The organism is Glycomyces tritici (assembly GCF_030403505.1).
Genome location: NZ_JAUEMJ010000010.1, coordinates 1 through 20,782 on the forward strand (window position 1 = coordinate 1; position 20,782 = coordinate 20,782).

The 20,782-nt window shown below is 68.9% G+C and carries 18 protein-coding genes; 14 read left to right on the forward strand and 4 right to left on the reverse strand.

Translation table 11 applies throughout. From position 1 onward, the window contains the following. The 3 genes from QWI33_RS24050 to QWI33_RS24060 all read right to left on the reverse strand — a co-directional run. The coding region (locus QWI33_RS24050; protein WP_289959507.1) for an alpha/beta hydrolase family protein at nucleotides 1-934 on the reverse strand (934 nt) is incomplete at its 3' end. Nucleotides 935-1,108: 174 nt separating this feature from the next. Then, nucleotides 1,109-1,348: a hypothetical protein gene (locus tag QWI33_RS24055; protein WP_289957899.1), complete on the reverse strand. Its 240-nt coding sequence runs from the start codon at nucleotides 1,346-1,348 to the stop codon at nucleotides 1,109-1,111. A gap of 47 nt (nucleotides 1,349-1,395) precedes the next feature. Beyond that, entirely contained in the window at nucleotides 1,396-1,713 is a 318-nt protein-coding gene (locus QWI33_RS24060; RefSeq protein WP_270116107.1) for a DUF3817 domain-containing protein, read from the reverse strand. Between the two features lie 207 nt (nucleotides 1,714-1,920). On the opposite strand from QWI33_RS24060, the gene QWI33_RS24065 reads away from it, so the two are divergent. The 14 genes from QWI33_RS24065 (at nucleotide 1,921) to QWI33_RS24130 (ending at nucleotide 20,105) form a co-directional block, all read left to right on the forward strand. Then, complete coding sequence (locus QWI33_RS24065) at nucleotides 1,921-2,577, forward strand: LppX_LprAFG lipoprotein (RefSeq protein WP_289957898.1); 657 nt, start codon at nucleotides 1,921-1,923, stop codon at nucleotides 2,575-2,577. Between the two features lies 1 nt (nucleotide 2,578). Beyond that, nucleotides 2,579-4,069: an MFS transporter gene (locus tag QWI33_RS24070; RefSeq protein ID WP_289957897.1), complete on the forward strand. Its 1,491-nt coding sequence runs from the start codon at nucleotides 2,579-2,581 to the stop codon at nucleotides 4,067-4,069. Nucleotides 4,070-4,079: 10 nt separating this feature from the next. Beyond that, nucleotides 4,080-4,370, forward strand: a complete 291-nt coding sequence (locus QWI33_RS24075; protein ID WP_289957896.1) for a GNAT family N-acetyltransferase — start codon at nucleotides 4,080-4,082, stop codon at nucleotides 4,368-4,370. 142 nt (nucleotides 4,371-4,512) lie between these two features. Next, nucleotides 4,513-5,019: a histidine phosphatase family protein gene (locus QWI33_RS24080; RefSeq protein WP_289957895.1), complete on the forward strand. Its 507-nt coding sequence runs from the start codon at nucleotides 4,513-4,515 to the stop codon at nucleotides 5,017-5,019. Nucleotides 5,020-5,110: 91 nt separating this feature from the next. Continuing rightward, nucleotides 5,111-7,165, forward strand: coding sequence for a HelD family protein (locus tag QWI33_RS24085; protein WP_289957894.1), 2,055 nt, complete (start codon nucleotides 5,111-5,113; stop codon nucleotides 7,163-7,165). Between the two features lie 120 nt (nucleotides 7,166-7,285). After that, nucleotides 7,286-8,974, forward strand: coding sequence for an ABC transporter family substrate-binding protein (locus QWI33_RS24090; protein WP_289957893.1), 1,689 nt, complete (start codon nucleotides 7,286-7,288; stop codon nucleotides 8,972-8,974). A 241-nt stretch (nucleotides 8,975-9,215) separates the two neighbouring features. Further along, nucleotides 9,216-10,916, forward strand: a complete 1,701-nt coding sequence (locus tag QWI33_RS24095; RefSeq protein WP_289957892.1) for an ABC transporter substrate-binding protein — start codon at nucleotides 9,216-9,218, stop codon at nucleotides 10,914-10,916. A gap of 345 nt (nucleotides 10,917-11,261) precedes the next feature. Further along, nucleotides 11,262-12,962 carry an ABC transporter family substrate-binding protein gene (locus QWI33_RS24100; RefSeq protein ID WP_289957891.1) on the forward strand — a complete coding sequence of 567 codons (1,701 nt, stop codon included), beginning with the start codon at nucleotides 11,262-11,264 and terminating at the stop codon, nucleotides 12,960-12,962. A 480-nt stretch (nucleotides 12,963-13,442) separates the two neighbouring features. Next, on the forward strand, nucleotides 13,443-15,176 hold the full coding sequence (locus tag QWI33_RS24105; protein WP_289957890.1) for an ABC transporter family substrate-binding protein: 1,734 nt from the start codon (nucleotides 13,443-13,445) through the stop codon (nucleotides 15,174-15,176). A 190-nt stretch (nucleotides 15,177-15,366) separates the two neighbouring features. Next, nucleotides 15,367-16,392, forward strand: coding sequence for an ABC transporter permease (locus QWI33_RS24110; RefSeq protein WP_289957889.1), 1,026 nt, complete (start codon nucleotides 15,367-15,369; stop codon nucleotides 16,390-16,392). Next, entirely contained in the window at nucleotides 16,385-17,296 is a 912-nt protein-coding gene (locus QWI33_RS24115; protein ID WP_289957888.1) for an ABC transporter permease, read from the forward strand. The genes QWI33_RS24110 and QWI33_RS24115 overlap by 8 nt, the downstream gene beginning before the upstream one ends. A gap of 2 nt (nucleotides 17,297-17,298) precedes the next feature. Beyond that, nucleotides 17,299-18,444 carry an ABC transporter ATP-binding protein gene (locus tag QWI33_RS24120; protein WP_289957887.1) on the forward strand — a complete coding sequence of 382 codons (1,146 nt, stop codon included), beginning with the start codon at nucleotides 17,299-17,301 and terminating at the stop codon, nucleotides 18,442-18,444. Between the two features lie 5 nt (nucleotides 18,445-18,449). Continuing rightward, nucleotides 18,450-19,484, forward strand: coding sequence for an ABC transporter ATP-binding protein (locus tag QWI33_RS24125; protein WP_289958323.1), 1,035 nt, complete (start codon nucleotides 18,450-18,452; stop codon nucleotides 19,482-19,484). 102 nt (nucleotides 19,485-19,586) lie between these two features. Beyond that, nucleotides 19,587-20,105, forward strand: coding sequence for a hypothetical protein (locus tag QWI33_RS24130; protein ID WP_289957886.1), 519 nt, complete (start codon nucleotides 19,587-19,589; stop codon nucleotides 20,103-20,105). A 31-nt stretch (nucleotides 20,106-20,136) separates the two neighbouring features. On the opposite strand, the gene QWI33_RS24135 is transcribed toward QWI33_RS24130, so the two are convergent. Further along, a complete protein-coding gene (locus QWI33_RS24135; RefSeq protein ID WP_289957885.1) occupies nucleotides 20,137-20,511 on the reverse strand; it encodes a hypothetical protein in 375 nt (124 codons plus the stop codon). Between the last annotated feature and the right edge of the window lie 271 nt (nucleotides 20,512-20,782).

The following is a 20,782-nucleotide window of genomic DNA, read 5'->3' on the forward strand; positions in this document are numbered from 1 at the left end:
TGTGCTGCGCGACGAGCCGGTAGGTGCCGGGTTCGGTGGGTGTGGTGTCGCCGAGCGCGGCCTCCCAGCGGGTGCCGGAGCCGGAGGCGTCGGCGGGCAGGCGGTCGCGGGCGGCGGTGTCGCCGTAGAGGCTCCAGCGCATCCAGTCGTGCCAGGTCCTCAGGGCGATGCCGCTGGTGGCGGTGTTCCAGCTGGTGCCGCTGTGGTCCGCGCCGAAGAAGGTGAGGAAGCCCTTGGGCGAAGGCAGTTCCGAGTAGGCCTGCCGCGCGGAGGAGTACGCGCAGACCTCGTCACGGTCGCCGTGGATGAACAGGACGTTGGCCTTGACCGTGCCGCCCGGGTTGCCCACGTCCACGCAGGAGATCGGGACCGCCGCCTTGATACGGGTGTCGGGCCAGGCGGTGAGCAGGCCGTGGGTGGTCATGCCGCCCATGGAGTAGCCGGACACGCCGACGCCGGCCGCGGTGTCGATGTGGCCCGCGAGCGGGTCGCTGCCGCTGTTCAGGGCCAGCGTCCGGGTGAGGACTTCCGAGACGTCGCGCGACAGGTTGCCGTTGTAGGCGTCGCCGACGCTGGAGCTGGTGAAGACGGGCGCCGGGACGATGAAGCCGGCCGCGGCCAGCGGGCGGATGTGGTTCAGGGCGCGCTGCGGGCTGGCGCCGGAGCCGTGCGTGTACTCGCAGATGGGGAAGACCCCGTTGGCGACGGGCGCGTTGGTGACCGGGTTGCCGCCGGGGCTGCCGGTCGCGGGGTAGTACACATAGGTCGAGATCTGGCGGGAACCGCGCGACCAGGTGTACTGCCGCACGCCTACCGCGAACGGCGTCGACGGTGCGGTGGCGGCGAGCGCGGACCCGGCGCCGAGGAGGGACGCGCCCACACCGACCGCTCCGGCCGCGCCCAGGCTCAGCAGGGATCGTCGATTCATTGACATGCGGATTCCTTCATGGAGGGTGGGGGCGGTGGCGAAGTGCCGCCCGGCCGAGTTCGGGGAGTGCGACCGCAGCTCTCGAACGGCTTGCGATCGAGTTGCTAAAAACGTTTCCAGCAACGTCGATTATATCGATACATTTCAATGACGTCAAGGGTGGTCGTGTTCGGGTCGGGGTCAGGCGGATTTGCGGACGACCCGTCCGGTGGGGAGCATGCCGGTCGTGGCCTCGGCGCCGTCGACGGCGATCGCGGCATCGTCGAAGCCCGCGAGGGCGATGGCGCCCGTCACCGACAGGCCGCGGGCGATGGCCGCTTCCACAGCGCCAGCGGCGAGCAGGTCCACGCCAGGGCACACCGCGACCGGTGTGCGCCGCCCCTCTTCGTCAGCGGACGGCGCCGCGCTCTCCTGGAGCACGGCCAGCGCCGCCGGGACGACCGCTTCGCATGAGCTCGGGAAGGGACCTAAGCCGGCTGGGCGGTGCGCTCGGCCGCCAGGAACTCGTCCTTCTTCCAGTGGTGGAAGACGAACGGCGCCAGCGGCACCACCGAGCAGACCAGGGCGATGAGGGTGGTGCCGAAGCCCCAGCCGAGGCGGCGGCGGATCAGGAGCGTCCCCAGGACCAGGAGCACGAACAGGGCGCCGTGCAGGGCCCCGAGCGGCATCACCAGGTCGATCTCCGAGATGCGGCTCAAGAGCGAGCCGAACACGAGGAGCAGCACGAACGACCACCCCTCTGCCAGCGTCAGCATGCGGTAGCGGAAGACGGGGTTCGCGAGCACGGCAGGGTGTCCTTTCGACGGCGTTCCACGGGGTGTCACATGGGGTTTCCTGCGGCCGACACTAACACCGGGATCCTCAACGGCCCCTGTGGTCTTCAACGCCCTTGCGGCAGGTCACGCCCGGGGGAGCGGGCAGCGCCCGGCCGCCGCGCGCACCGCGGCGCTCGAGGCCTCCGGCCGGTGTCGGCCACGGCATAGGATCGGCCCATGCGATCGATACCCCTCGTGGTCACCGTCGGACTCGCGCTCGTCGCGGCCGCCGCCTGCTCGGGCGGCGGGGACCTGCCGCCCGCCGACGAGATGCTCCCCGACGCCGCCACCGCCATGCGCGGCGTCGAGACCGTCCGCTTCGACCTCACCGTGGACGGCGACGTCCCCGGCCTCGACATCAAAGCCGCCGACGGCCAGATCACCGCCGACGGCTCCGCGCAGGGCACCGGCACCCTCACCGCCTTCGGCATGGACATCGAAGCCGAGTACGTGATCATCGGCGAAGACGCCTGGGTCAAGGGCCCCACCGGCGGCTTCCAGCAGATCCCCGTCGGCGACGACATGCTCCCCTACGACCCCACCCTCCTCCTCGACCCCGACTCCGGCGTCGCCGCCCTCCTCGAGACCGCCGAATCCGCCGAACCCGAAGACACCGAGGACATCGACGGCACCGACACCTACCGGTACGCCGTCGAGTTCGACCCCGCCGCCTTCGCCGCCCTCATCCCCGCCGAAGGGGACTGGAACACCGCCACCGTCTGGTTCGACCAGGAGACCTCCCGCATCGTCAAAGCCGAGTTCTCCCAAGGGGACGCGACGGTGACACTGCTCCTCTCCGACTACGACGAGCCGGTGACGATTGCGGCGCCCTGACGTGAAGCGCACCGAGTCCGGCCGCCGCCGGCTCGCCATCAGCGCCGCCGGAGCCGCCGTCCTCATCGGCTCGATCGACGCCTACGTCCTGGTCACCGTCCTGGTCGACATGATCGGCGAGTTCGACATCCCCGTCAACCACCTCGAACGCGCCACCCCGCTCGTGACCGGCTACCTCCTCGGCTACACCGCCGGCATGCCCCTCCTCGGCCGCCTCTCCGACCGGCTCGGACGCGCACCCGTCATCCACGCCTGCCTCGCCGCGTTCGCCATCGGCTCCGTCATCAGCGCGACCGCCACCGACCTCTGGCCCCTCGTCGCCGGACGCGCCCTCCAAGGACTCGCCGGCGGCGCCCTCCTGCCGGTCACCATGGCCCTCGCCGCCGACCTCTTCGCCGCCCGGCGGCGACCCGCCGTCCTCGGCTGGGTCGGCGCCGCACAGGAACTCGGCGCCGTCCTCGGCCCCCTCTTCGGCGCCGCCGTCGCCGCCCTCGTCGGATGGCGCGGCATCTTCTGGATCAACGTCCCCCTCGCCGTGCTCGCCGCGCTGGCGATCCACTACGCCCTGCCGAAGACCGAGCGGCGGCCCGGCGCCGGGCGCGTCGACTACCTCGGCGGGCTCCTGCTCGCCACCGCCTTGGGGCTCTTCACGGTCGGGCTCTACAACCCCGACCCCGAGCACGCCGTCCTGCCCTCCTGGGGGCCGCCCACCGTGCTCGCGGGCGTCGCCGTCCTCATCGCCTTCGGGCTCCAGCAGTGGCGCTCCTCCACCCGCCTCCTCGACCCGGCCGGGGTCTCCTGGCGGCCCTTCGCCGCCGGACTCGCCGCGAGCCTCGCCGCCGGGGCCGTCCTCATGGTCACCCTCGTCGACGTGCAGCTCCTCGCCCAGACCCTCCGCGGCCTCGACGCCACGGGCGGCGCGCTGCTCCTGCTCTGGTTCCTCATCGGCCTCCCCGCCGGCGCCCTCCTCGGCGGATTCCTCGCCTCCCGCCTCGGCGAACGCGTCCCCACGGTGACCGGCTTCGCCGCCGCGGCCGCCGCCTACTGGTGGATCGGCACCGCCGTCCCCGACATCGAACCGGGCCTCGCCCTCGCCGGGGCCGCCCTCGGCGTCACGATCGCCCCGCTCTCCTCCGCCGCCCTGCGCACCACCCCCGAGGACAGCCACGGCACGGCCTCCGCCGCGGTCGTCGTCGCCCGCATGATGGGCATGCTCATCGGCGTCGCCGCCCTCACCTCCTGGAGCCTCCACCGCTTCCAGCAGGCCACCGCCGACCTCGACACGCCCCTGCCCTTCGGCGTCCCCGAAGCCGAGTACCTTGCGGCCCAAGCGGAATACCTCAAAGCCTTCAACGCGGCCCTCGCCGCCCAGTACGCCGAGGTCTTCACCGCCGCCGCCGCCATCTGCGCCGCCGCCGCACTCGTCTCGCTGGCTATTCCCGGACGTGTGCGAGACCGCAACTCCTCGCTGACCGGGCCCTTCTCTGGATAGGGTTGGCCACATGGCGGATCTTTCTGTGGTCGAGAATGTCGACGAGCACCGGTACGAGCTGCGCGACGACGAAGGGGCCGTGCTCGGCTACCTCGAATACCTCCCCCGCGAGGACTTCTTCGTGCTGCCCCACACCGAAGTGGACCGCTCCCTGCGCGGCCAGGGCTGGGGCGACCGGCTCGTGCGCCACGCCCTCGACGACCTGCGGACCAAAGGCACCAAGGCCTACCCGACCTGCCCGTTCGTGGACCGCTGGATCCAGCGCCACGACGAGTACGAAGACCTCCGCTACCAGCCCTAGACACCTCTGCCGCGGACTGTTCACCTCCGCTTCAACTTCGGGTTCATCCACAGTTCACTTAGGGATGAAGCATCTTCAATATGCGTCTCCCGGTCGCCGAACCCCGGTCCTCGTCCCGCCTCCGCGCGAACGGGGGCCGCTGATGCTGTCCGCGCTCATCCTCCTGCGCCACGTCGCCCTCCCCGCAGCCGAACCCGCCCCCCTCACCGACGCGCAGTCGCGCCGCGCCTGGGCCCTCGCCGACTTCCTCCAGCTCTACAACCCCACCGCACTCCTCAGCGGCCCCGGCCGCGCCTGCGCCGACACCCTCGCGCCCCTCGCCAGCCGCCTCGACCTCCGCGTCACCGCCACCGACGACCTCAGCGCCGCCGCCCCCACACTCCCCGGCGCCCCCCACACCGCGGTCTGGCTGGCCGCCAAAGCACTCCGCACCCTCCCCGACCCCCGCCGCACCACCGTCGTCTGCGCCGAAGGCATCGTCCTCGCCGCACTCCTCGTCGCCGTCGCCGCCCGCGACGGCCACGACCTCGCCGGCCACGACCTCACCCTCCCGCTCGACGGCCCCGACACCGCCCCGCCCGGCACCGGATGGGTCCTCCACCGCGACGACGGCCGCCTCGTCGACGTCAAACCCCTCGCCGCCCGATAACGCCGTAAATCAATTGCTCCCGCAGGTCAGGAGACAGTAGGCTCGACCGTTCGTCTGCTTCAATCCTGTACAAATCCACCGGGAGACAAGCGTGTCTGCAAGCGAACTCCAAGCCGAACTCGACCACCACGAATACGCCCGCGCCCAGATGAGCGCCATGCGCGACCTCACCGAGGGCATCCACCGCATCTACTCCGGCGACTTCAACGAATCCACCAAGAACCTCGGCCTCGGCGACGTCCGCTCCGACCACCTCTTCGGCTGGGCCATGGCCAACTACACCGTCCCGCGCCTCGCCGACCTCACCGACCGCGACATCGCCCTCTTCTTCGGCCGCATCTGGATGGACGACGGCGAGGACTTCCACATCGGCCGCCGCCACATCCGCGACGAGCACGGCGACCCCGTCGTCCTCGACTGGCGCGCCCCGCTCTCCGAGCAGTACTACCGCGCCTCCGCCCACAACCGCCAAGACGTCGCCAAACGCCGCCGCTTCGGCTTCCAAGGCGCCCGCATCACCGGCTTCGAAGACGAGAACCTCCTCCTCGGCGAAGAAGTCGCCTCCGACATCCTCACCGAGGAGATCGAACGCCCCCGCACCGGCCCGATGCGCGACATCGTCGCCACCATCCAGCCCGAGCAGGACGAGCTCATCCGCCGCGAAGCCGCCGTCAACCTCTGCGTCCAAGGCGCCCCCGGCACCGGCAAGACCGCCGTCGGCCTCCACCGCGCCGCCTGGCTCCTCTACAACTACACCGAGAAGCTCGACAAGGCCGGCGTCCTCGTCGTCGGCCCCAACGAAGGCTTCCTCTCCTACATCTCCGGCGTCCTCCCCACCCTCGGCGAATCCTCCGTCTGGCAGGTCACCGTCCAGCAGCTCACCGGCGCCCACACCGCCCTCGCCGCCGACACCCACGAAGCCGCCCTCGTCAAGCACGACGCCCGCATGGCCCTCGTCTGCGAACGCGCCGTCTGGGGCCGCGTCGGCACCGCCGCAGACGGCGGCGTCACCCCCGACGACGGCCTCCTCATCGCCGACGGCGGCTGGCGCTGGCGCCTCGGCCAGCGCTACCTCGACGAGGCGATCGCCAACGCCCGCAAGCACACCCGCACCTACACCGCCGGGCGCGCGGCGGTGGAGGACGCGATCGTGCAGGGCGCGCGCCGCCAGGCCGAGATCCGCTCGGGCCACTCTCCGGACGGCAAATGGGCCACGAAGCTCAAGCGCACCGAGTCGGTGAAGGCGTTCATGGAGGCGGTGTGGCCGAAGCTCAACACCAAGACGGTGATGAAGCAGCTGTACGGCGACGCGGCCTTCCGCGCCGACGCCACGCGCGGCATCCTCACTGAGGAGGAGGCGGCCCACCTGGCGGGGAAGCCGACGAAGCCGACCCCGGGGGACCTGCTCATCTTCGACGAGATCGAGTCGCACCTGAAGCTCCGCGAGCCTTCGGAGTCCTTCGGCCACATCGTGATCGACGAGGCCCAGGACCTCTCGCCGATGCAGTGCCGGGTGATCGCCCGCCGCTCCGGCAAGGGCTCGGTCACGGTGCTCGGCGACCTCGCCCAGGGCACCACCCCGTGGGCCGCGTCGTCCTGGCAGGACCAGATGCGCCACCTCGGCAAGGAGCAGGTCGAGCACACCGAGCTGACCACCGGCTTCCGCGTCCCGGCGGTCATCATCGCCCTCGCCAACCGGGTCCTGCCGCACCTGGGGGTCGACGTCGCGCCCGCCCGCTCGATCCGCTCCGACGGCTCCCTCGACACGGTGGCGACCGCCGACCTCGAAGCGGGCGTCCGCGAGGCGGTCGACCGGGCGCTCGCGGAGGAGGGCCTCGTCGGCGTCATCGCCGCCGACGACCGGGCCGCCGCGCTGCGGCCCCTGCTGGAGGGCACCGAGCGGGTGGAGCTCGTGGCCGCGAGCCTCGCCAAGGGCCTCGAGTACGACCACGTGGTGGTCGTGGAGCCCGCCGAGATCGTCGCCGCCCCGCCCGTGCCGAACCACGGCCCGCAAGCGTCGCCGGGAGCGGAGGGCGCCGCGGTCGAGGGCATCGGCCTCCGCCACCTCTACGTCGCCCTGACGCGGGCGGTCTCGCGGCTCACCGTCGTCCACTCGCGGGCGCTGCCGCCCGAGATGGAGGCCTGAGACTCCGCCACTACCGGTTGTTTGTCCGAAACTTCCCGAAACCGGCCCTTCCAGGTGTAACGATGATCCAATTGCGGGCTTTGCGGCCCACAGTGGATCCACACACGGGGGAGTGGTCATATGCGACCAGCACAAGCGAGGGCCAGCGTCCTCGCCGGAACGGCGGTGCTCGCCGCCGCGGCGCTCGCCGCCTGCGGCGGCGGCAGCGATTCGGGCGGCGGCGACACCGACGTCACCTGGGCGGTCAGCTCGGGCTGGGAGTCGTGGAACGAGAACACGGCCGACGGCAACACCTCATACCTGCACCAGGCCCTGTCTCCGGGGACGACCGCGCTCGGCGACTTCGACCAGGACGCCGAGTGGGTCTTCAACGACGCGCTCCTCGCGAAGGCCCCGGAGTTGACCGGCGAGTCGCCGATGACCGTGGCGTACACGCTCAACGAGAACGCCCAGTGGTCCGACGGCGACCCGTTCGACGTGGACGACTTCACCTACATCTGGCACCAGATGTCAGGCAAGGCCGAGCACTGCGACCAGACCCAGTGCCTGCCCGCCTCCACCGACTGGGGTGCGAACGTCGCCTCGATCGAGCAGGAGGGCGACGTCGTCACCATGACCTATGTGGACGGCTACCTGGACCCCGAGTGGCAGTACTTCCAGACGCCGATGTACCCGGCCCACATCGCCGAGGCCAACGGCTTCCCGAACTGGGCCACCGACCCGGCCCAGATGGGCGGCAGCGCCACCTGGTTCACCCAGAACGCGCCCACCTGGTCCACCGGGCCGTACAAGCCGACCGACGCGTCCCCGGGCGAGTTCGTCGTCTTCGAGCCCAACGAGAACTACCAGGGCTCGACCAAGCCGGCCCTGGACAAGCTGACGATGAAGGTCGTCGAAGGCACCGAGGCGATCATCACCGAGCTGCGGCAGGGCTCCATCGACGGAGCCTGGCCCTCGGAGTTCAGCCAGGAGGAGCTCGACAAGGTCAAGGACGACTCGGCGGTGACCACCGAGGTCTACGAGGGCTCGATCTGGCTCCACATCGACACGAACATGAACAACACGTTCCTGGCCGACCAGGCGCTGCGCCAAGCGGTGTTCACGGCGATCGACAACGGGGACATCATCAAGAAGGCCTACCCGGACACCGAGGTCTCGGCGCGCCTGAACCACTTCTTCAACCAGCAGTCGGAGTTCTTCGTGGACGAGATCGGCTCGTCCGACCCGCCGCAGGGCACCGGCGACGAGGCCGCGGCCAACGCGGCGCTGGAGGCCGCGGGCTACACCACCGGCGAGACGCTGATGACGCCGGAGGGCGAGGCGGTCACGCTGAACTTCCGCTACGGCGAAGGGGACGCGACCCGCACGCTCGCCGGCGAACTCGTGCAGTCCTACCTGAGCGAGATCGGCATCGACGTGACCCTCGAGGCGATCCCCGACGGCCAGCTCGGCACGGTCCTCTCCGAAGGGGACTTCGACATGGTCATCTTCGGCTGGTCGGGCACGCCGGCGTTCACGACCGCGCCGCAGCAGTACTTCGGCTCGGACTCGTCGTCGAACTTCGGCCAGTTCCGGCTCGACGGCCTCGACGAGGCGATCGCGAAGGTGCGCTCGACGACCGACATCGCCGAGGCGGCGCAGTTCGCGAACGACGTGGAGGCGATGGTCGTGCCGCAGGCGTTCACGCTGCCGATCTTCGACGAGCCGCAGTCGGTCGTGTACCTGAACGGGAACCTCGCCGGGCTCGTCCCCAACGGCAACAGCCAGGCGGGCCCGATGTGGAACATCCAGGAGTGGAAGCCCGCGTAGGGCTCGGATTCCAGTGCGGGGGCGGCCTGAACGGGCCGCCCCCGCTGCGTATCGGTCAGGTAACAATGCTCAGGCAACTTCGTACCGATGCGTGGCCTTCGCCCGTGATACATGGCACTGTGGCACCCAGCACTGCCGAGCGGCCGCCTGGCCCCTCCGCGACCCCTGTGACGGCGACGAAGCCCCCAACGGCGCATCAGGCGAACCCCCTCGGCCGGACACCCTATGGAGGAGAACACACATGGCTCTGACTCGTAGAGCATTCGGCGGCCTCACGATCGGCGGTTCCTCCGCTCTCATGCTGGCCGCATGCGGTGGCAACGACGGTGACGGCGGCAGCGAAGGGGGCGGCGAACTCGTCTGGGCGGTCTCGTCGGGCTGGTCGGCCTGGAACCGGAACACCGGTACCGGCAACGCCTCTGCCACCAACATCGCCACGACCCCGATGAACCCGGTCGGCACTCTCGGGTACGACTTCGACCCCGAGGGCAACGTCTTCTACGACGAGGCGATCTTCGAAGGCGCGCCGGAACTCCTCAACGAGGCCCCGATGCAGGTCCAGCTCACCCTGAAAGAGGGGGCCCAGTGGTCGGACGGCAAGCCGGTCCGCCTGGAGGACTTCATCTTCCAGTGGTACTCGACCTCCGGCGACCCGCTGCACGCCAACCAGGAGAAGGCGCTGCCCGCCGGCACCGCCATGGCGAACATCGCGAGCATCGAAGAGCCCGAGCCGGGCAAGATCGTCCTCACCTTCAAGGAGGGCACCACCGACCCCGAGTGGATCTTCAACGGTGGCGTGTACCTGCCCAGCCACGTGGCCGAGGCCAACGGCTTCGAGGCATGGGCCACCGACCCTGAGGTCATGGGCGACGCGGTCAACTTCTTCAACGACGACCTGTGGGACGTCGTGATCGGCCCGTACAAGCCGGTCGAGTGGAAGGTCGGCGAGTACGTCATCTACGAGCCGAACGAGAACTACCAGGGCGAGCACAAGGCCTCGTACGACAAACTCACCATGAAGGCCATCGAGGGCATCGAGGCCCAGGTCACCGAGCTCCGCCAGGGCACCATCGCCGGCTGCTGGCCCAATGACTTCAGCCTCGAGATCATGCAGCCGCTCGAAGACCAGCCGGAGCTGGCGTACGAGACGTACGCGGGCGCGACCTGGTCGCACTTCGACATGAACGTCAACAACACGTTCCTCAAGGACGTGGCGCTGCGCCAGGCGGTGTTCACCGCCATCGACATCGAGGAGATCAAGTCCCGGGCCTTCCCCGGGACCGAGGCCCCGTGGCTCGGCAACCACTTCTTCACCGAGGAAAGCCCGTACTACGTGGACTACACGGGTCCGGCGAACTACGGCAAGGGCGACATCGAGGCGGCCAAGACGATTCTCACCGGCGCCGGCTACACCACCAACGGCGACGGGAAGCTCCTGGCTCCCGGCGGCGAGCAGGTGCTGTTCAACTTCCGCTTCGCCTCCTCGAACGAGATCCGCAAGCTCACCGGCGAGATCATCCAGGCGCAGCTGGTCGAGCTGGGCATCGACCTGGAACTCAAGGGCTTCGGCGACGACGAGCTCTCCACGACCCTCTCCGAGGGCGACTTCGACCTGGTCGTCTTCTCCTGGGTCGGCAATCCGGCGTTCACCACCTCGCCCGACCAGTTCTTCTCGCCGGATTCGGACTCGAACCACGGCAACTACGACGACCCGGTCATCAACGAGCTGCTGCCGCAGGTCCGCGCCACGCTCGAGCTCGACGCGGCGGCCGAGGTCGCGAACCAGATCAGCGCCCAAGCCGTGGCGCAGGCATACACCCTGCCGCTCTACAGCAGCCCCATGGCGGTCTTCTGGAACACCGAGATGGTCAGTGGCCTTGAAGTGAACCCGGCCAGCCAGGCCTCGGCACTGTGGAACGTCCGGGAGTGGAAGCGTCCCTAGTACCACATTCCGGGATGGACGGCCGCTCGAAGCCGTATTGGATTCGCCACCATCCGTCCTGTTAATTCAGTGAATTCCCCCGTGGGGCCGATGCCACATCGGCCCCACGGTCCATGTGTGGCACCGGCTTCGCGGCGCAAAGTCACGAATACATCACGAATAAACTCCAGTTGAGGCCGCGACCATGTCAATCCCCTCACGTCTGTGCAAGTGTTTGTCACAACACCGCCGAGGGCGCCACTGACGCCTTCCCCAACCCGATCCCTCGGGGCTCGGGTATCCGGACGCGAGGCATCGGCGCCTTCGCGAAGGCCCCTCGGCATCGATACCTGGAGGAGAACACTCATGGCTCTGACCCGTAGAGCTCTCGGCGGCCTGACCATCGGCGGTACGGCCGCCTTCACCCTGGCCGCCTGCGGCGGCAACGAAGGCAACGGCGGCTCCGGTGCCACCGAGCTCACCTGGGCGATCCCCTCGGCGTGGGAGTCCTGGAACGAGAACACTCAGTCCGGCAACAACTCGTACGGCCACCAGGCCATGTACCCCATGCGCTACGGACTCGACGGCAACACCACCGGCGACTGGGACGAGAACGGCGAGTTCCACCTCAACGACGCCGTCTTCGCCTCCTCGGAGATCATCTCCGAGGCCCCGCTCCAGGTCCAGTACACGCTGCAGGAGAACGCCCAGTGGTCGGACGGCAAGCCCGTCCGCGTCGAGGACTTCATCTTCCAGTGGTACAGCATCTCCGGTCTCGAGGAGCACGCCGACCAGACCAAGGCGCTCCCGGCCTCGACCAGCTACGGCCCCAACATCGCCTCCATCGAGTCCCCTGAAGAGGGCAAGATCGTGGTGACCTTCATCGACGGCTACCTCGACCCCGAGTGGCAGTTCAGCCCCACCGTCTACCTGCCCTCGCACGTCGCCGAGGCCGAGGGCTTCGCCGACTGGCAGACCGACCCGGCCGTCATGGGCGACGCCATCGCCTGGTTCGAGCAGAACCTTTCCGACGTCGTGACCGGCCCCTACAAGCCCGTCGACTTCAAGATGGGCGAGTACATCACATACGAGCTCAACGACAAGTGGAACGGCTCGGTCAAGCCCACCGTCAAGAAGCTCACCATGAAGGTCGTCGAGGGCACCGAGGCGGTCGTCACCGAGCTGCGCCAGAGCACCATCGCCGGCGCGTGGCCCAGCGAGTTCTCCCAGGAGGAGTTCGACAAGGCCGCCGAGGACGAGGCCCTCGGCCAGGAGATCTACGAGGGCGGCGTCTGGCTCCACATCGACACCAACCTGAACTCCGAACCGCTCAAGGACGTGGCCCTGCGCCAGGCGATCTTCACCGCCATCAACGTCGCCGACGCCATCGGCCGCGTTTACCCGTCGACCAAGGTCTCTCAGCGCCTCAACCACTTCTTCGGGCAGAAGAGCGAGTTCTTCCAGGACCTCATCACCCCGACCGGCCAGGGCTCGGGCGACCCCGTCAAGGCCGCCCAGATCCTCACCGAGGCCGGCTACACCGGCGCGGCCGAGGGCGAGAAGCTGACCAAGGACGGCACCGCGGTCCCCAACCTCGTCTTCCGCTTCGGCGAGGGCGACGCCACCCGCACCACGATCGCCGAACTGGCCCAGTCCCAGCTGGCGCTCATTGGCCTCACCGTCGACCTCAAGGCGATCCCCGACGGCGAGCTCGGCACCGTGCTCACCGAGAGCGACTTCGACCTGGTCATCTTCGGCTGGTCGGGCAGCCCCACGTTCGTGGCGGCCCCCAACCAGTACTTCAAGACCGGCGTCAACTACGGGAACTACTCCTTCCCCGAGCTCGACACGGCGATCGACGCGCTCAAGACCACGTCGGACCAGGCCGAGGCCGCGGCCCTCGCCAACGAGGTCGAGGCGATCGCCGTGCCGCTCGCCCTGACCCTCCCGCTGTTCGACGAGCCGCAGGGCATCCTGTGGAACAAGAACCTCATCGAGGGCGTCAAGGGCAACGGCAACAGCCAGGGCGGCCCGATCTTCAACTGCGCCGAGTGGAAGACCGTCTAAGAGCTCAGTGAGCTGAGCGGCGGGGCCTCCCTGGGCCCCGCCGCTTCAACGTTTCGAGAGCCGAGGTTTCGGCGGCGTCGCCGCGAGGTGAACGTTCGCCACTCCTCCGCCATCCCTCGCCCTACCTCTCTTCGCCTCGGCCGCACCGTCGCGGCCGACCCGGACCGACCGCGGCCCTCGTCTCCGCGACCGGACCGGCGCGCGCGGACGCCCTGCGGCGGTGACCGCCAGACGAGAGTTCTCGCTGGCAGACGGTGAATTTTCACTTATCGCCGCCATTCAGGGAATGAACGTCACGGGAACATAACGAACGAAGCTCATCTCGTGTTCGGTTGTCCGAAACCCGGGATTCCCGTGGAAGGCTGTACCTCGCGTCACTGACCGCCGCCGATCCGAACAGGAGCCCGGCGGCACGGCCCGGAGCCCCGAACCCACCTCGGTGCTCCCGCCGGTCGGTGGCGCAAACCTTCGAGAGGAACCATGAAGCGACACCACACGGCGGCCGTCGCCGCCCTCGCCTGCACCGCCCTGGTGCTGACGGGTTGCGGACAGGACGGCGAGTCCGCCACCTCCAGCCTCGATGCCTGCCTCACCGACCCCGCCGGCTGCAACTCCGGCGAGCGGGCCGACGGCGGCGAGATCACCTGGGCCCTCGACGGCTCGTGGGGCACCTGGAACCAGAACACCTCCGAAGGCAACAACGCGTACGTCAGCGCCGCGCTCGTCGGCATGTGGCCCTACACCGGCCAGTTCGACCCCAGCGGCGAGTACGTCTTCAACGAAGGCATCCTCGGCTCCGCCCCCGAACTCGTCAAAGAGGACCCGGTCACCGTCGAGTACACCCTCAAGGACGGCGCGAACTGGGGCGACGGCACCGACATCACCGTCGACGACTTCATCTACCACTGGTACGCCACCTCCGGGGACGAGTCGCTCTGCGACGGCTGCGACCCCGCCAACACCACCCGCGGCTCCCAGGTCGAGTCCATCACCGGCGACGGCGCCCACGTCACCGTGACCTACAAGGACTCCTACCACTCAGCCGAGTGGCAGTACGAGGAGATCCTCTCCTCGCCCGCCCACGTGGCCGAGGCGCAGGGCTTCGACTGGCAGAACGACCCCGCGGACATGAAGGCCGCCGAGGACTACTTCTCGGAGACCATCCCCACGTGGACCACCGGCCCCTTCACGATCGACGACGCCAAGGTCGGCGAGCACGTCATCTACGTGCCCAACGACGACTGGGCCGGTGAGACCGAGGTGACCCTCGACAAGGTCACCTTCCGCGTCATCGACGGCCTCGAGAACATCGTCACCGCCCTGCGCAACGGCGAGATCGACGGCGCCTCCCCGTTCTCGGTCACCGCCGAGACCATCACCCAGCTCCAAGGCGCCGACGGCCTCGAGTACGCGGTCGCGGGCGGGCCCTCCTTCGAGCACATCGACCTGAACACGAAGAACGAGTTCCTCGCCGACCCCGTGCTGCGCCAGGCGATCTTCACCGCCATAGACATCGAGAACATCATCTCGCGCACCTACGCGTACGTGCAGTCCGACATCGAGCGCAAGGGCAACCACCTCTTCCGCAACGGCTCGGACTACTACACGGACTACCTCTCGGCCACCGGCCAGGGCACCGGCGACATCGAACTCGCCTACGACCTCCTCGAAGAGGCCGGCTACGAACTCGACGGCGGCGTGCTGAAGGACCCCGACGGCAAGGCCGTCGAGCTCGACTTCCGCTACTCCGAGTCCAAGGAGAACCGCCGCATCACCGGCGAGCTCGTCCAGGCGAACCTCGCCGACCTCGGCATCCAGGTCGAGCTGCGCTCCATCCCCGACGCCGACCTCGGCACCGTCCTCGGCGAGGGCGAGTTCGACATGATCGACTTCGGCTGGAGCTCCGAGCCCGTGTTCGTCGCCGCCGCCTCCCAGTACTGGGAGACCGGCTCCGGATCCAACTTCGGCGCGCTCTCCGACCCCGACCTCGACGAGCTCATCGCCGAGATCAACGGCACCCTCGACATCGACGAGGCCGCCGTGCGCGCCAACGCCGCCGTCCAGCAGGTCGTCCAGGACGCCTACTCGCTCCCTATCGTGGACACACCGGTCGCGGTCATGGTCTCCGATAGGTTGGTCAACGTCCGCGACAATTGGGCGTCGCAGCAGCGAGCCGCGTACAACATTGCAGAGTGGGGCGTGGCCGCTGAGTGACCTCGAGCAGAACCCGAGCGGAGCCGCAGGCGCACCGCGAACCGGAAGAAGTTTGGAACAGTGCCAGGGGCTCACGGACCCGGCCGCAGAATGGGGAGTCAGTGAGCCGTAGGAGAGGCCGCGTCGCTGCGCGGCCGGGCCGGTCGGCAGGCGAACCGGTCCACACCAGAGAAACCGTTAACGAGGCATTATGGTTGTATTCATAATCCGGCGCATCCTACTGATGATCCCGGTGCTGCTGGGAGCCACTATCTTGTGCTTTGTCCTGGTCGACGCGGTGAACGACCCCGTCCAGGACATGGTCTTCGAGATCCAGCAGTCCACCGGCGAACCGGTGCCCCAGTCGACCGTCGACGCCCTCGAGGAGTCGCTGTACTACGACCGGTCCATCCCCGAGCGCTACTGGATCTGGCTCACCGGCATCGGTGACACCAACGGCGACATCGGCCTCCTCAAGGGCGAATGGGGCCCCTCCATCGAGGGCTCCGCCATGGACATCGGCTACGAGATCTCCACCCGCTTCTGGATCACCCTCCGGCTGGTCCTGTTCGCGACCCTCGCGTCCATCGGCCTCGCCATTCTCTCCGGTGTCGTCAGCGCGGTCAAGCAGTATTCTCGCACTGACTACACGCTGACCTTCCTGGGCTTCCTGTTCCTGGCCATGCCGGTGTTCTGGCTCGGCTCGCTGTTCAAGGAAGGCGCGGTGCAGCTGAACAAGATCCTCGGCTCCACGGTCTTCCAGACCTACGGCTCCGGCTCCACCGGCTTCCGAGGCAACGGCTGGGAGGTCTTCGCCGACTCCCTGCCCTACCTCATCGTGCCGACCCTGGTGCTCATGCTCGGCGGCTACGCCGCGATCTCGCGGTACCAGCGCGCCTCCATGCTCGAGGTCATGAACTCCGACTACGTGCGGCTCGCCCGCGCCAAAGGCGTTCGCAACCGCACCGTCATGCGCCGGCACGCCCTGCGGACCGCGCTCATCCCGGTCGCGACCTTCGCGCCCCTCGCCCTCTCCGGCGCGATGGGCGGCGCCATGGTCACCGAGAGCATCTTCGGCTGGCGCGGCCTGGGCGTCTACTCCCTGGACGCCATCCGCGCCGGCGACACGTTCGTCGTCATGGCCTACGTGCTCATCTCAGGTCTGGTCGTCCTCATCGGCGTCCTGATCTCCGACATCCTGTACGGCGTGCTCGACCCGAGGATCCGCTATGAGTAACACCGCATCGCCCCGCCTTGACGCGGAGGCCCTCACCAGCAAGGAACGCGGCCAGTGGGAGATGGTGGGCCGCCGCTTCTTCCGGCACCGCGCCGCCGTCGTCAGCCTCGTCATCTTCCTGCTGATCGTGCTGTTCGCCTACCTGGGCCCCTTCCTGTGGAAGTGGGACTACAAGATCCACTCGGAGATCCCCTCGTGGGCCGCCCCGAGCCTGGACCACCCGTTCGGCACCGACAAGGCCGGGCGCGACATGCTCGGCGCGATGATGCAGGCGACGAAGCAGTCGCTCAACGTCTCGCTCGTCGTGGCCATCGGCTCCACCGTCCTCGGCGCGCTCTACGGCGCCGTCGCCGGCTTCTACCGCGGCTGGGTCGACTCGATCATGATGCGCTTCCTCGACATCATGTTCGTGATCCCCTTCCTGGTCATCACCGGTGCGATCGCGGGCGCCATCGACTCCAGCGTCCGCTGGTACCACATGGCGTTCATCCTCGCGATCTTCGGCTGGACCTCGATCGCCCGCGCCGTGCGCGCCGAAGTGCTATCCCTGAGGGAGAAGGAGTTCATCGAAGCCGCCCGCTCGGCGGGGGGCTCGGACTGGCACATCATCGTGAAGCACCTGATCCCGAACACGATGAGCGTCATCATCGTCTCGGTGACGCTGCAGATCGCCTTCGCCATCCTGTCGGAGACGACCCTGTCCTTCCTCGGTCTGGGCATCCAGAGCCCCGACACGTCGCTGGGCCTCCTCATCGAGGCGGCGGGCGCGTCGGCGTTCAACGAGCACTGGTACCTGTTCTACATCCCGGGTCTCATGATCATTCTCATCGCGCTCACCATCAACTTCATCGGTGACGGCCTGCGCGACGCCATGGACCCGCGGCAGACGATGGTGAGGCGATAGCGATGTCGAACATCTCAGTGAGCACCAACGGCGCCAAGCGCTCCACCGGCACCAAGGGCGACATGGTCCTGGAGGTGAACGACCTCAACGTGTCGTTCCCGACCGACGACGGCCTCGTCCACGCCGTGCGCGGCGTGACCTACGAGCTGCGCCGCGGCCAGAGCCTCGGCATCGTCGGCGAGTCCGGCTCCGGCAAGTCGGTGACCTCCATGGCGATCATGGGCCTCCTGCCCAAGACCGCCCAGATCACCGGCTCCGCCCGGCTCGAGGGCGACGAGCTCCTCGGCCTCGGCGACGCCGAACTCTCCCGCATCCGCGGCAAGAAGATCTCCATGATCTTCCAGGACCCGCTGACCAGCCTCAACCCGGTCTACACGGTCGGCTTCCAGCTGTCCGAGGCCATCCGCGTCCACTACCCGGACGTCAACAAGGCCGAGGCCCGCAAGCGCTGCATCGACCTGCTCGACTCGGTCGGCATCCCGAACCCGCAGCAGCGTGTCGACGCCTACCCGCACGAGCTCTCCGGCGGCATGCGCCAGCGCGTGGTCATCGCCATCGCCATGGCGAACAACCCGGACGTCATCATCGCCGACGAACCCACCACGGCCCTCGACGTCACGGTCCAAGCCCAGGTCCTCGAGGCCCTGGAGAAGGCCCGCGAAGAGGTCAACGCCGCGCTGATCCTCATCACGCACGACCTCGGGGTCATCGCCGGGCACACCGACGACGTCCTCGTCATGTACGCGGGCAAACCGGTCGAGCAGGGCTCCGTCGACGAGATCTTCTACGAGCCGCGCATGCCCTACACGCTGGGCCTGATCGGATCGCTGCCGCGCATGGACGAGGACCGCAGCCAGCGGCTCACCCCCGTCCACGGCACGCCGCCGTCGATGCTCAACCTGCCGCCGGGCTGCCCGTTCCGCCCGCGGTGCCCCATGCACCAGGACATCTGCGCGGAGGTCGAGCCGGCCCTCATGCCGATCGGCCCCACCGGGCACGTCTCGGCCTGCCACTTCTCGGACCAGCTCGAGGGCAAGGCCCCCGACGACGTGTTCGCGGCCGTGGCCACCGACCTGTCGGTCGAAGCGGAGGTCGAAGCCGCCGAGGCCGAGGCCGCCGCCCTGCACGCTCAGGAGGAGGAGAAGTGAACGCCATGCTCGACACTCCGCAGACCGCGGCGAACCCCGTCATCGCCGGGAGGAACCTGGTCAAGGAGTTCCCCGTGCGCGCCAAGGGGATCCTCCGGCGCAAGGTCGGGGCGGTCCACGCCGTCTCGGGCGTGAGCCTGGAGATCGGCCAGACCGAGACGCTCGCGCTCGTCGGCGAGTCCGGCTGCGGCAAGTCCACGACCGCGCGGCTGATGATGAACCTCATCCCGCCGACGTCGGGCGAGATCCTCTACGAGGGCCGCGACCTGACGAAGCTCTCGCGCAACCAGATGCGGCCGATCCGCCGGGACCTCCAGCTGGTGTTCCAGGACCCGATGGCCTCGCTGGACCCGCGCATGACGGTCTTCGAGATCATCGCCGAGCCGCTGCGCGTGCACAACCTGTTCAAGAACGGCGGCCGCGACCGGGTCAACAGCCTGATCGAGATCGTCGGCCTGAACCCGGAGCACCGCAACCGGTACCCGCACGAGTTCTCCGGCGGCCAGCGCCAGCGCATCGGCATCGCCCGTGCGCTCGCGCTCCAGCCGAAGGTGCTCATGCTCGACGAGCCGGTGTCGGCCCTCGACGTGTCGATCCAGGCCGGCGTGATCAACCTACTGGAGGACCTGCAGGACGAACTGGGGCTGTCGTACCTGTTCGTCTCGCACGACCTCTCGGTGGTGCGGCACATCGCCGACAAGGTCGCGGTCATGTACCTCGGCAAGATCGTCGAGGAAGGGACCACGGACCAGCTCTTCGCCGGCCCGGCCCACCCGTACACGCAGGCCCTCATGTCGGCGATCCCGCTGCCGGACCCGCGCAAGGAGCGGACCCGCGAGCGCATCGTCCTCCAAGGCGACGTGCCGAGCCCGTCCAACCCGCCTTCGGGCTGCCGCTTCCGCACCCGCTGCCCGCTGTTCCAGGAACTCGGGGAATCGCAGCAGGCCAAGTGCATCGACGTCGAGCCGCTCCTGCGGTCCGACCACGCGGGCCTGACCCGCGCGGCCTGCCACTACGCGGAGCCGAAGCAGCTCGTCTAGCGAACGCTGCACGGGGCCGTTCCACCTTTCCGGTGGGGCGGCCCCGTCTCTTTCTCCCTCATCGGTTCGCGCGCCCGCGCCCTCCAGTGCGAGACTTCCGCCATGACCGCATCAGCCAAAGCCACCGTGACCGCCCTGCTCGCCGAACTCGGCGACCGGTGGGAGACCCGCGAGAAGATCGCCGCCGCCCGGGAGCGCCTCACCGCCGACCTCCCCGGCTGGAAGGTCCCGGCCGCCTACGGACTCGGGGTCTACGACGTCTCCGGCGAACTGGTCTTCGGCCACAAGAACACCGGCGACCACCCGCTCCCGGCCGCGGTCATGGCCACGATCCTCGGCCACGAGGGCGGCTCGGAGTCGTACGAGGTGGACGCGGCCACCCTGCAGCAGGCGATCCGCCTCCTCGAACCGGCCGGGGCGTGCCGGGACTACGACCACCCGAACCTGGCGGACTGGAAGCAGGTCCTCAAGCTCCTCAGGGGCGACCGGCAGCTCGAGGCGAGGATGGTGTTCGTCGCCGACTTCGACGACTGGCGCGACAACGACGACGTCGACGACCTCTGCGAGGCCGTCTACTACGCCGCCAAGGCCGCCGGGAAGGCGAAACCGGGCCGCGGCTGAGAGACCCGCGGTCCGGTCTGCAACGACTCGGTCAGTCGACGTGGTACGCCTGCATGCAGCCCACGTGCGCGAAGCCCCATGTGTCGTTCCAGTCCACGGCGACCCACACCTTCGACGAGGACCCGCAGGTCTTGTGCTGCCCGCCGTCGGTGAACGGCGAGCACCAGGACCCGTCGACCCAGGTCCCGGCCGGGATCTTCGGCCCGATCTGCTTCGCACTCGCGCTCGGGTACTCGCGCACCACGGTCGCGACGCTGAACGCCGCGCTGCAGTACACGCTCTCGGTGTCGTCGGCCGCCTGGACCGCCACCGGAACCTCGGACCCGACCGGCTCTGCCGCGGCGGGAGCGGCCCACACCGCCCCGATCGCCAGAGCAGCGGCCGCACTGGCCAGAACTCGTCGCATTTGACCACCTCGTTGTAGGACGACAATGCCGCCCCATGCTCGCAGCGGCAGGCGATCCCGGTGGCCTGAATCGCCGGCGCCCGATTGTCGGAAAGACGATAACGGGGGCCGACCCGACTCCCTCTCGGGACGGACTTGGCGCGGCTTCAAGCGGGCGCCGACGAAGGGGCAGAGTCAATGCGGGGTTGGGACGCGGGCCTCCGGCTTGGCTGGAGCCTGGTTCAAGCGGGCAGCGACGAAGGGGCAGGGCGAGGTCCGGATGCGGGTCCCG